The 11,483-nt window shown below is 57.0% G+C and carries 10 protein-coding genes; 5 read left to right on the top strand and 5 right to left on the bottom strand.

Features of this window, described 5'->3' with window-relative positions; translation table 11 throughout:
* Positions 1 to 31 precede the first annotated feature (31 nt).
* The gene (locus MO767_RS10925; RefSeq protein ID WP_282480477.1) at positions 32 to 463 is read right to left on the bottom strand and encodes a nuclear transport factor 2 family protein; all 432 of its coding nucleotides are present in this window, start codon (positions 461 to 463) and stop codon (positions 32 to 34) included.
* A 254-nt stretch (positions 464 to 717) separates the two neighbouring features.
* Here MO767_RS10925 and MO767_RS10920 point away from each other — a divergent pair, with 254 nt between their 5' ends.
* The 4 genes from MO767_RS10920 (at position 718) to MO767_RS10905 (ending at position 4,659) form a co-directional block, all read left to right on the top strand.
* Positions 718 to 1,350, top strand: a complete 633-nt coding sequence (locus MO767_RS10920; RefSeq protein ID WP_282480476.1) for a CDP-alcohol phosphatidyltransferase family protein — start codon at positions 718 to 720, stop codon at positions 1,348 to 1,350.
* Positions 1,337 to 1,936 carry a lysophospholipid acyltransferase family protein gene (locus MO767_RS10915; protein WP_282480475.1) on the top strand — a complete coding sequence of 200 codons (600 nt, stop codon included), beginning with the start codon at positions 1,337 to 1,339 and terminating at the stop codon, positions 1,934 to 1,936. Before MO767_RS10920 ends, MO767_RS10915 begins: the two co-directional genes overlap by 14 nt.
* A complete protein-coding gene (locus tag MO767_RS10910) occupies positions 1,933 to 2,880 on the top strand; it encodes a phosphatidate cytidylyltransferase (RefSeq protein ID WP_056745391.1) in 948 nt (315 codons plus the stop codon). The genes MO767_RS10915 and MO767_RS10910 overlap by 4 nt, the downstream gene beginning before the upstream one ends.
* A 165-nt stretch (positions 2,881 to 3,045) precedes the next feature.
* A complete protein-coding gene (locus MO767_RS10905; protein WP_282480474.1) occupies positions 3,046 to 4,659 on the top strand; it encodes a methyl-accepting chemotaxis protein in 1,614 nt (537 codons plus the stop codon).
* Between the two features lie 4 nt (positions 4,660 to 4,663).
* On the opposite strand, the gene ilvD is transcribed toward MO767_RS10905, so the two are convergent.
* A complete protein-coding gene (gene ilvD, locus MO767_RS10900; RefSeq protein ID WP_282480473.1) occupies positions 4,664 to 6,346 on the bottom strand; it encodes a dihydroxy-acid dehydratase in 1,683 nt (560 codons plus the stop codon).
* Between the two features lie 386 nt (positions 6,347 to 6,732).
* Here ilvD and mqo point away from each other — a divergent pair, with 386 nt between their 5' ends.
* On the top strand, positions 6,733 to 8,385 hold the full coding sequence (mqo, locus tag MO767_RS10895) for a malate dehydrogenase (quinone) (RefSeq protein ID WP_282480472.1): 1,653 nt from the start codon (positions 6,733 to 6,735) through the stop codon (positions 8,383 to 8,385).
* A 164-nt stretch (positions 8,386 to 8,549) separates the two neighbouring features.
* On the opposite strand, the gene MO767_RS10890 is transcribed toward mqo, so the two are convergent.
* From MO767_RS10890 to MO767_RS10880, 3 genes are all read right to left on the bottom strand, one after another.
* Positions 8,550 to 9,173 (bottom strand): hypothetical protein, encoded by a 624-nt coding sequence (locus tag MO767_RS10890; RefSeq protein WP_282480471.1) that lies wholly within the window; start codon positions 9,171 to 9,173, stop codon positions 8,550 to 8,552.
* A 116-nt stretch (positions 9,174 to 9,289) separates the two neighbouring features.
* On the bottom strand, positions 9,290 to 10,108 hold the full coding sequence (gene dapF, locus MO767_RS10885) for a diaminopimelate epimerase (RefSeq protein WP_282480470.1): 819 nt from the start codon (positions 10,106 to 10,108) through the stop codon (positions 9,290 to 9,292).
* Between the two features lie 272 nt (positions 10,109 to 10,380).
* Positions 10,381 to 11,400, bottom strand: a complete 1,020-nt coding sequence (locus MO767_RS10880; protein ID WP_282480469.1) for an AbrB family transcriptional regulator — start codon at positions 11,398 to 11,400, stop codon at positions 10,381 to 10,383.
* Positions 11,401 to 11,483 lie beyond the last annotated feature (83 nt).

The following is an 11,483-nucleotide window of genomic DNA, read 5'->3' as shown; positions in this document are numbered from 1 at the left end:
GCTAACCGGCGTCCCCTTCGTTAAACAAAAATCAGAACTTGAACGCTTGTCGGCCTACCAGCAACCAGTGGCCTTTCTGTTTTTGCCAAATCTGGAAGTTCTCGATTTCCGTCGGAACCACTTCGGTGCCTTTGAGCGCTTGTGCCGAGAAGTGATGGCGGACCAACGCTACATCACCCGATACGGTGATGGTCTGGTTCTGCATCTCTAACGTTTTGAACGCGCTTTTGCCTGTTTCGATATCGGCGATGAAATCTTTTTTGTCCTGGATCTTCCCGCTGGAATGCCCGTAGGTCAGGTTCTCGGCGGTCAGCGCTTTCAGATCAGCAATGTTCTTGTGCAACATGGCCTGCGTCAGATGATCGACAGCTTGCGCAACATCTTTGTCCGCGGAAACAGGAGCGGCGGCTACGTAGCCACTGAAGAGGCACAAGAATCCAATCAGCAGTTTCACTTTTTTCATAGGTGTTTCCTTGTTGTTGTGGGTCGTCGGAGCGAAAGTGAAAATATCACTTATCGGTCGTCGTACAACCTAGCATACGGCCGAGAAAAAAACGAACGTGCGTTGAGGGCTTGTCTCGAGGTTTAAGGGCGTAACGGTGTTCAAAAAAAATCGATAACACCGCCAACGGTTTTGCATATTGCGGGGTGTGGTCAGCGCGACTCGCCACTACAATGCGATCTGTAGTAACTCATCATTTATAGGGATATTGGCCAGTGGATGACAACAGAAGACCCATCAAGACGCGCTCTGCGGGCTGGGCAAAACACATCACCGACATTCTGGTGAAAAGAGACATTTCCCCCAATCAGATCTCCGTCGCCAGCATTGCCTTCGCGTTCGCCGGCGTCGTGGCGCTCAATATCGATAGTGGTGTCATTGGATCGATCTGCTGCGCGATCGGCATTCAGTTGCGCCTGCTGTGCAATCTCTTCGATGGGATGGTGGCGATAGAAGGCGGCAAGAAGTCCGATATCGGCAGTCTCTACAACGAATTCCCGGACCGGATAGCCGACAGCTTGCTGATCGTTGGGCTGGGGTATGCCATTGGGCAATCCGACCTCGGATGGTTTGCTGCCCTGGCCGCTGCCCTTACTGCTTATGTCAGGGTGTTCGGCGGCTCGATTGGCCTCAAGCAGACCTTCATCGGCCCTATGGCCAAGCAGCATCGAATGGCCGTGATGACCGCAGGACTGCTGCTGAATGCCGTCGAAGCATCCGTTTACGGCACTCACTACGGACTGTTGATCGCGCTGGCTGTCATCGCCATTGGCTCAATCGCAACCTGCGTCACGCGAACGCTGGCGATCGCCAAGCAGCTGAAGGGGGCCGACCATGTGGATCAGTAATGCGCTGATTTCTGTTCTTCGACTGGTTATTGGCGTCACGGCCAGATGGGAGAGCCCACCGGACCTCTCGCGTCAGCGAATCTATTTCGCCAATCACACCAGTCACATGGACACCTTGGCCATCATTGCGGCCCTGCCGCCCGAGGCCAGGTTAAATGTGAAGCCGATCGCCGCTGCCGATTACTGGGGAAAGAACCGTTTTCTGTCGTACATCTCCCAGAAAGGTCTGAATGCCGTATTGATTGACCGTAAACCGGCGCCTGGTAAAAACGCGCTGGAGCCCATTTTCGATGTGGTGCAGGCAGGTCATTCGATCATCTTCTTTCCGGAAGGCACTCGCTCATCCGAGGCACTGCCCGGGGAATTCAAATCAGGTCTTTTCCGGCTGGCCGAGACCTTCCCCGATGTCGATCTGGTGCCGATCTACCTGGAAAACCTTCATCGCTCCATGCCCAAAGGCAAACACGTCCCTCTGCCGATCATCTGCACGATCCGTATCGGCAATCCGATGCAAAGGATTGCTGGCGAGGACAAACAGGTGTTTCTGGAACGCGCGCGTAACGCCATTGTGGGGCTGTCGAAATGAGTCTTGAAGCAAAGTTTTTGTGGTTCTTTTTTGGATTGGCCTGCTTGCTGGCGATTGCGTCGCTCGCCGGTCGATTGCTGGCCCGGCGGGCCAAAACGGAAGGCGCTGTCTCGACCATCGAAAACCTCAATCAGCGCGTGAATGCCTGGTGGGGAATGGTCATCATCTTCTTCGTTTCCTACCTGCTGGGCGGCAATGCAACGGTCGTCCTGTTCGGATTCATCTCACTGTTCGCGCTCAGGGAGTTCATCACCCTGACGCCGACCAGACGGGGTGACCATAACGCCCTGTTCTCGGCGTTTTTCATCCTGATCCCGCTGCAATACATTCTGATCGGTACTCACTGGTATTCGATGTTTACGCTGCTGATTCCGGTGTATTCATTCCTGCTGTTGCCGGCGATTGCGGTGCTGAGTCAGGACACTGACGGCTTCCTGGAAAGGACGGCAAAAATCCAGTGGGGCGTGATGATCTGCATTTATTGCATCAGCCATGCGCCCGCGCTTTTGCTTTTGGATCTGGAAGGATTCACGGGCCAAAACGCGCTGCTGCTGTTCTATCTGGTGTTCGTCGTTCAGTTGAGTGACGTGTTGCAGTACGTGTTCGGCAAGCTCTTCGGCAAACACAAGGTCGCGCCGCTGGTGAGTCCGTCAAAAACGGTGGAAGGTCTGGTCGGTGGCGGCCTGTCCGCAACGCTGATTGGCGGCTGCATGTTCTGGATGACCCCCTTCAGCTTCTGGCAGTCACTGATGATGTCGTTCGTCATCGTGGTGATGGGCTTCCTCGGTGGCCTGGTCATGTCGGCGATCAAGCGCAGTTTGAGCGCCAAGGACTGGGGCACCATGATCAAAGGTCACGGCGGCATGCTCGACCGGATGGACTCGATTTGCTTCGCAGCGCCGATCTTCTTTCACCTGACGCGATACTTCTTCTCTGCTGCCTGATTCGGGCGCCCTCAAAACCGAAAAAACATACCGCATGTCGTAAAGACATGCGCGTATGGGTACTTCGCTTCATTAACCACTCGTGCCAGCCGATAACCTTTTCAGCAAACCAATCCGCAGTTGGCTTCACGCCACTGACAAACGTGCTAAGAGAGGATCCACAGAGTGTCCATAAAATTACGTTTGATTCTGCTGATTGGCACCGGGCTGATTACCGCGTTGATCATGAGTCTGGTCAGTTACCTGGGAAACACCCAGATGGCTGAGGCGGTGAATGACAACGAGGTCAGTATGGCCGTGCTGCGCAATCACCTCGAAGCCGACATGATGCACGACGCGTTACGCGCCGACGTGCTGTCCGCGATGCTGGTCGGGTTGGGCAAAAGCACCAGCAGCAAAGCCGAGGTGCGCACCTCCATCGAGGAACATGCGGCGCATTTTCGTGAAATGCTCGGTGAAAACCTCAAGCTGCCGGTCAACGACACCCTTAAAGCGGGCCTGAACAAGATCAAGCCCAGCCTCGATACCTACATCAGCGTAGCCGAACGCATCGTCGCACTGGCGCTGGAAAATCCGGAGGCCGCGCAGCAACAACTGGGCAGTTTCAGTAGCGTATTCAGCCAGCTGGAAGATCAGATGGCCGCCCTCAGCGAACTGATCGAAACCAACACCCAACAGACCAGTGTCGGCACTCAGAAAGTCATCAGTAACGCCAACTTCACCCTCGGCGGCGTCCTGATCGCCAGCCTGTTATTGCTGCTGGCCCAGGGGCGCTCGGTGATGCTGAGCATCATGGGGCCGTTGCAGACCGCCAGCCGCATCGCCGACAGGATCGCCCATGGCAACCTGAGCGAATCGATTGTCGAGCCCACTCACAACGACGAAGCGAGCGCCCTGATTCGCAGCCTCGCGACCATGCAACGTGACCTGCGCGGCATGATCGAAGTCGTGCGCAGCAACGCCCACGGCGTGAGCGGCATGAGTGAGCAATTGAGTAGTGGCTGCCACGAAGTGGCCGGCAGCAGCCAGCAGCAAAGCGTAGCCGCCAGCACCATGGCAGCGGCGGCCAGCGAAATGACCGCGAGCATCGAGGAAATTACCCGGCACGCCGAGCGTGCGCTGAACATGGCCAATCAGGCCGAGGCACTGGCCAAGGATGGCGGTCGTGTGATCCATCAGGTGGTCAACGACATGGACGGTATTGCGCGTTCGGCGCAGCAATCGGCCCAGGTGATCCGCACGCTGGACAAGGAGTCCGAAGGGATTTTCAGCATCATCCAGGTGATCAAGGGCATCGCCGATCAAACCAACCTGCTGGCGCTCAACGCCGCGATCGAAGCCGCTCGCGCCGGTGAGCAGGGACGTGGATTTGCCGTGGTGGCCGACGAGGTGCGCAGCCTGGCGGGACGGACCAGTGCCTCCACCCAGGAAATTGCCACGATGGTGTCGCGCATCCAGCAAAGCACCCGCGAGGCGGTGACCAGCATGGAGGCGGGCGTGGCGCAGGTCGACAAAGGCATGGCCGTGACCGCTGACGTCGAGCGCGCCATCCGCGAAATCCTCGACGCCACGTTGAACACCACTCAGCTAGTCAACGACATCACCCGCACCATCGGTGAGCAGAGCCTGGCCAGCAATGAAATCGCCCATCAGGTCGAAATGATTGCCGGCATGTCCGAAGGCAACAGCAAGGTCATTGGCCGGACTGCTTCGACCACCGATGAACTGTCCACCCTGGCAGGCAAGCTGTCGCAGTCGGTGGATCGGTTTCGGCTTTGATGCTTTAGAGGTACTTATCCGTCACGGCGCCTTCCGAGGCGCTGGACACCGTCTTCGCGTACTTGGCCAACACCCCGCGTTTGTACTTGGATTCCGGGCGCACCCAGCGGGTTTTACGCTCGGCCAGTTCGGCGTCGGAAACATCGACCGTAATCTGCCGTGTTTCGGCGTCGATGGTGATCTTGTCGCCGTCTTCAATCAGCGCGATCGGCCCGCCATCAAACGCTTCGGGCGTGATATGGCCCACCACAAAACCGTGTGAACCGCCGGAGAAGCGGCCGTCGGTGATGAGCGCAACGTCCTTGCCCAGCCCTTTGCCCATCACCGCCGAAGTCGGCGAGAGCATTTCGCGCATGCCCGGGCCGCCCTTGGGGCCTTCGTAGCGAATCACGATCACGTCGCCGGCTTTCACTTCGCCGTTGAGGATACCGGCCAGCGCGCCTTCCTCGCCGTGATACACACGAGCCGTGCCTTCAAAGCGCAAGCCTTCCTTGCCGGTGATCTTGGCCACAGCGCCAGTGGGCGAAAGGTTGCCGCGCAGCACCACTAAATGGGAGTCCTTTTTGATGGGGTGGTCGAAGGGCAGGATCACGTCCTGACCTTCGGGGTAATCGGGTACGTTTTCCAGGTTTTCGGCCAGGGTTTTGCCGGTGACCGTCAGCGCATCGCCATGCAGCATGCCGGCGGCGAGCATGCGCTTCATCAGTGGCTGGATGCCGCCGATGGCCACCAGTTCACTCATCATGTATTGACCGCTGGGGCGCAGGTCGGCCACCACCGGAGACACCTTGCCCAACTCGACGAAATCATCCAGCGTGAGTTCGACATCCACGGCATGCGCCATGGCCAGGAGGTGCAGCACGGCATTGGTCGAACCGGCGAGGGCGATCACCACCCGAATCGCATTTTCAAAGGCCTTGCGGGTCATGATGTCGCGCGGTTTGATGTCTTGTTTGAGCAGCTCCATGACCTGCTGACCAGCGCGAAAACTGTCCGAAGCCTTGTCGCTACCGACGGCGTCCTGAGAGCTGGAACCGGGCAAGCTCATGCCCAGCGCCTCAATCGCGGATGCCATGGTGTTGGCCGTGTACATACCGCCGCAGGAGCCTGGGCCTGGAATCGCCACTTCCTCGATTTGCTTGACCTGAATCTCGCTGATATCCCCCCGCGCGTGCTGACCCACGGCCTCGAACACAGAGATGATATCGGTGTGGCCAGCGCCCGGCCGGATGGTGCCGCCATACACGAAAATGGAAGGGCGATTCAGCCGCGCCATGCCGATCAGGCAGCCCGGCATGTTCTTGTCACAACCACCCACGGTGACCAGACCGTCAAAGCCTTCGCAGCCGGCCACCACTTCAATGGAATCGGCGATCACTTCCCGCGACACCAGCGAATACTTCATACCTTCAGTGCCGTTGGCGATGCCGTCGGAAATGGTGATGGTGTTGAAAATGACACCCTTGGCGCCGGCGGCATTCGCGCCTTTTTCGGCTTCAATCGCAAGCTTGTCGATGTGCATGTTGCAGGGCGTGACCATCGCCCACGTGGAGGCGATGCCGATCTGCGGTTTCTTGAAGTCCTCGTCCGTGAAACCCACTGCGCGCAGCATGGATCGTCCCGGCGCGCGTTCCACGCCGTCGACCACTTGGGAGGAATATTTGCGCAAATCGTCTTTGTCGCTCATGACTGCTCCTCACAGGCTCGTCTATAAAATCACGATGAGTATAGTGGGCTCAGCGCCCGTGCCCGGACTATCAAGTCGGGAACAGACGCGCGGGTTTGCCGTGTCGTGATATTCTTCGCCCCAACTTGCTACGACCTATTCAGTTTGTGCGTCCTTGAGACGCGCCAACAGAATCACTGTCGCTCAAGTAGCTGAAGCCAATAATGATAAAAAGTCAGTTCAGTAGGGACATATAAACTGAGGTCGATGCATAAATCGGCCTTGTGTGCCCACCCTCCAATCCTGATCAGTGCGCAACCCACAGCATGCTGCCTGCATGCCGTGAACCAGGGGGCCTCATGCATGAGGATGGAAGGGCGGATGGCGTTTTATCATAGGTGCTACACATGTTTAAAAAAATGAACACGGCCCTGCTGGGGCTGGCTTTGTCGATGGGGATCGCGTCCGCGCATGCGGAAGAGGCGAAGAAAGTCGATGTGCTGCTCATTGGCGGCGGCATCATGAGCGCGACCCTCGGTGTCTGGCTCAATGAGCTGGAACCGGGTATGTCGATGGAAATGGTCGAGCGCCTCGACGGCGTCGCCCTGGAAAGCTCCAACGGCTGGAACAACGCCGGTACCGGTCACTCCGCCCTGGCCGAGTTGAACTACACCCCGGAAGACGATAAAGGCAACGTTCAGATCCCGAAAGCCGTTGAAATCAACGAAGCCTTTCAGATCTCCCGTCAGTTCTGGGCCTGGCAGGTCCAGCAAGGCGTGCTGAAGAACCCGCGTTCGTTCATCAACTCCACGCCGCACATGAGCTTTGTGTGGGGCGATGACAACATCAAGTTCCTGAAGAAGCGCTACGAAGCCCTGCAAGCGAGCCCGCTGTTCGCCGGCATGCAGTACTCCGAAGACCCGGCTGTGATCAAGAAGTGGGTTCCGCTGATGATGGAAGGGCGTGACCCGAACCAAAAAGTCGCGGCCACCTGGAGCCCGATCGGTACCGATATGAACTTTGGCGAGATCACCCGCCAGTTCGTCGCGCACCTGCAAACCACGCCGAAGTTCGACTTGAAGCTGTCTAGCGAAGTGCAAGACATCACCAAGAACGCAGACGGCAGCTGGCGCGTCAGCTACAAAAACCTGAAAGACGGCACCAAAACCGAAACCGACGCCAAGTTCGTGTTCATTGGCGCGGGCGGCGGTGCACTGCACCTGCTGCAGAAGTCCGGCATTCCTGAAGCCAAGGAATACGCAGGCTTCCCGGTTGGCGGCTCGTTCCTCGTGACCGAAAACCCGACCATCGCCGAGCAACACCTGGCCAAGGCCTACGGCAAAGCCTCCGTTGGCGCACCGCCAATGTCGGTTCCGCACCTGGACACCCGTGTTCTGGACGGCAAGCGCGTCATTCTGTTTGGCCCATTCGCGACCTTCAGCACCAAGTTCCTGAAAGAAGGCTCGTACCTGGACCTGCTGACCACCACCACCACGCACAACGTGTGGCCAATGACCAAAGTCGGCATCAAGGAATACCCGCTGGTCGAGTACCTCGCCGGCCAACTGATGCTGTCTGACGAAGACCGCCTCAACGCCCTGAAAGAATACTTCCCGAACGCCAAAGCCGAAGACTGGCGCCTGTGGCAAGCCGGCCAGCGCGTGCAAATCATCAAGCGTGATGAAGCCGCTGGCGGCGTGCTGAAGTTGGGTACCGAGATCGTTGCCTCGCAAGACGGCACCATCGCGGGTCTGCTGGGCGCATCGCCGGGCGCTTCGACGGCTGCGCCGATCATGCTGACCGTGCTGCAGAAAGTGTTCAAGGACAAGGTTGCTTCCCCAGCCTGGCAGGAGAAGCTGCACCAGATCGTGCCGAGCTATGGCACTCAGTTGAATGGCAGCCCTGAGAAGGTGGCTGAGGAGTGGGCTTACACCGCCAAGGTGTTGCAACTGACTCCGCCGCCGGTGATGGGTCAGGTGGTGGCTCCGGCTGCTCCGGCTGCTCCGGCTGCTCCGGCTAAGGCGCCAAAAGCTAATGCTGCTACTGATATGGCTCTGTAACTAGACGCCCAATCAAAAGCCCACTGAACCGGTGACGGTCAGTGGGCTTTTTTGTGTCCGGAATTCGATCTTGCAGATTACGAAATGCTAAGGCTGACGAGTTTTTTTGTGGCGAGGGGGCTTGCCCCCGTTGGGCTGCGAAGCGGCCCCAGAAACGTAAACGATCACTCAACGTCGTACATTAATTTCAAGCTTTTTATCCAATCATTCGGAGCGCTGTATCTTGCGTAATAAATTTCCCTTTCTGCTGCGCTTAAATTTGTGAAAAACGGTGAGAAGTAGCTCTCGTTATAGTATCCCTGAGCGCCTTGCATATCGCCTCCCCACCAAGAAGGGTTGTACCCCTCAAACGCTATCCAGGGTGGCGGAACGGCCAGTTTCTCAAGCTTAATGATGTTTAGAAATTCCACGCTGTTCGTAACCATCTGGATTGTTGTGGTGTTAAATTCACCGTCGGATCTGAAATAGATCAGGTGGTTGTTTTCTCGGATGTCGGAATAACGTTTTACGGGAAGGTCGTTGAATAGTTTTTCAGTCTTGAACCTGAAATTCGATTCGACAAGTGCCGAAAACTTATGAGCGTCTTCATTGCCGATTAAGAAAGCAGAGTAATAGGCCGAGATACCGATATCGTCCAAATATACCACTTGCGGATAGTCGGTCAGAGACCGAGGGAGACGGGATAGAGGCTCAGCAAAAACCGATTTCAACTCTGGTATGGAGTAGCCGGCAACTTGCTCTTCCTGGCCACGTCTTACGAAAGTTTTTATTCGACTGAAAATACTCATTCCCTATCCTCGATCCATTTTTGAGCGTTGACAACTAGGCGTGGTGCTCTGCTACCCAAGCATCCGGGTAGGGTTCCGAGTCCTCTGGACCGCCTCTGTTTATCACGATATAGCAGCTATAAAGCTTGCAATAAACCATCCATGATCATTCCCGAAAATGTTGTCTCTACCGGTCCGATAAGAAACACAGGTCCCAGGCCCTCCCATTGAACCGTTACCGTTCCGCCATCACATTCAACCTCAACGGAGTTGTCTAACAAACCACGACGAATTCCGTTAACAGCGGCGCCACAAGAGCAGGAACCTGAACCGAGTGGAATACCACCCCAGCGCTCCCAGATGCGCAACCGAATGTGCTTTCGGTTAATGATCTGGACGAAATGCACGTTCGTCCTGAGGGGGAATAGGGGATTGGTTTCGATTGTCGGTCCGATTGTCGCTATATCAATGGCCGTTAGATCGTCCACAAAATAGGTGCAGTGCGGATTTCCCATGCTGCAAGCTATTGGGCTACCAGCAAGTGGCAAAACAGCAGTGTCCCGTTCCAGCGACAGAGGAATGTCCGACCAGCCGAAAAGTGGCTCCCCCATGTTGACGGAAATTGCGCCGGTTGAAGCTCGTTCGCAAGTGAGTAGGCCGCGGTTGGTTCGGAGTGCTATCGAAGTAATATTTGATTCGCGCATCAGCATATCCGCGGCGCCCCGCGTTGCACTGCCACAAGCATCCAGCGTGGAGCCATCTGCATTCCAAAACATCAAACGCGCATCTGCATCATCGCAATCGAGCACCACCGCGAGTTGATTGAACCCGACGCCTCGGTTCCGATCACCCATTCGCCGAGCCAGGGTACTTGTCATTGGATTGGCCGCGTTTCGCGAGTCCACAATGACGAAGTCATCGCCATTGGCGTGCATCTTATGAAAACTCAGCGGCATAAATAGATCCTGGCGGAATTGATGTTTAAAGGCGATCTAGCCCCAGTTCGGTGTTCTGATCCGTATTTTCCCGCGCTATCTGCATCTGTAATGCACACAGCCGCCGGCTCACAATAACGGCACGCTCCGCAGTCGCGGCAACCGCTGCACCGCAAACTCATAATGTAGGAGGCCCAATGGGCAAGATGGCGATTTTCCTGGGTGGATTTCTGGTGTTGACCATTTTGATTGGTGCCCTGGCCACGATCTCTCCCACTTAATCCTTCCTGCGATCAGACATCCTCCCGCCAGCGCCGCGCCTGAACGACCAACGCCGGCGCGAAGTGCAGCACCACCATCCGCACCAGGTGATGGGTCAGGATGAACACCACGTTCAGCCCGCCACTGAAGGAGACGAGGGCGATGGTTTCGATGGCGCCAGGCATGTACGCCAGCCACAGCGACAAGGGATCGCTGCCCAGTACCCGTCCGGCCACTGCGGCAAACGCCGCTGCGATCAGCAGCATCAGGGCGACGGCCATCAGTCCGGCCCGTCCGTGGCGGATAAGGTCTGCGAGGCTGATGTCTTTGAATTTCGAGCCGATCAGCACGCCGAGGAGGACCACGGCGGTGTCGACACTCCATGACGGCAGGTGGAAGGCCTGGAGATAGCCCAGCTTGAGGTAGACGCCGGTGACGACGATCGCGGTGAGCATGAACGGTGCTGGAACGCCGACACGCAACAGCAAGCGGCCGAGCAACAGGCACAAGGCGATCAGTAACAGCAGGGTCAGCGCGGTACTCGTAAGCAGCGGGCTGCTCTCGGCAAGTGCCACGTCGGTCTGTCCGGGAATGCAAAAGCTGACCAGCACGGTGATCGATAACAGTCGCACCAAGTGCACGACGATCACCTTGCTGGAAGCGCGCTCGGACTCGAGCAAATCGAACACGGCGGCGAGTGCGCCCGGATACACGGCTAACAGGGAGTCCTTCGGGTTCCATCCCGAGACTCTGAGCAGCCACAAACCGGCCACGGCGCTCTGGACCGTCAGGCCCAGCAGCATGAAGCCCAGGCTCGGCAACATGGCGGCCGCCGTTTGGCTATTCCACGACGTGAACATCAGACCGGTCGCGATCCCCAATACGATTTGCACGTAGCCAAGGCTGAAGGGCAGCGTGGGGGAAAAACGCAAGTTGCTGGCGATCAACGCGGTGGCGAGTATCGAACCGAGCAACAGGCCATGGGGGATACCAGCGTATTGCAGCGCGGTGCCGACGCCGGTGGCGATCAGCAAACACAGTAGGGTTTTCATGGTTTGATGAGTCTTCCTTGATTCGTGTTGAATCCAACGCTTGCATCCGGGCCACGCACGTTTTCCCATCTGACGGTGTGAGG

This window comes from Pseudomonas sp. UYIF39 (assembly GCF_029963765.1).
In the GTDB taxonomy this organism is placed as follows: Bacteria; Pseudomonadota; Gammaproteobacteria; order Pseudomonadales; family Pseudomonadaceae; genus Aquipseudomonas.
This window is presented reverse-complemented; position numbering and strand designations above follow the sequence as displayed.

Bases quoted from the DNA above. Each gene is read 5' to 3' on its own strand.
- MO767_RS10880 (WP_282480469.1), bottom strand. From the start codon at position 11,400: ATGAAAACCCTACTGTGTTTGCTGATCGCCACCGGCGTCGGCACCGCG.
- MO767_RS10925 (WP_282480477.1), bottom strand. From the start codon at position 463: ATGAAAAAAGTGAAACTGCTGATTGGATTCTTGTGCCTCTTCAGTGGC.
- dapF (WP_282480470.1), bottom strand. From the start codon at position 10,108: ATGCCGCTGAGTTTTCATAAGATGCACGCCAATGGCGATGACTTCGTC.
- MO767_RS10910 (WP_056745391.1), top strand. From the start codon at position 1,933: ATGAGTCTTGAAGCAAAGTTTTTGTGGTTCTTTTTTGGATTGGCCTGC.
- MO767_RS10890 (WP_282480471.1), bottom strand. From the start codon at position 9,173: ATGAGTATTTTCAGTCGAATAAAAACTTTCGTAAGACGTGGCCAGGAA.
- ilvD (WP_282480473.1), bottom strand. From the start codon at position 6,346: ATGAGCGACAAAGACGATTTGCGCAAATATTCCTCCCAAGTGGTCGAC.
- mqo (WP_282480472.1), top strand. From the start codon at position 6,733: ATGTTTAAAAAAATGAACACGGCCCTGCTGGGGCTGGCTTTGTCGATG.
- MO767_RS10915 (WP_282480475.1), top strand. From the start codon at position 1,337: ATGTGGATCAGTAATGCGCTGATTTCTGTTCTTCGACTGGTTATTGGC.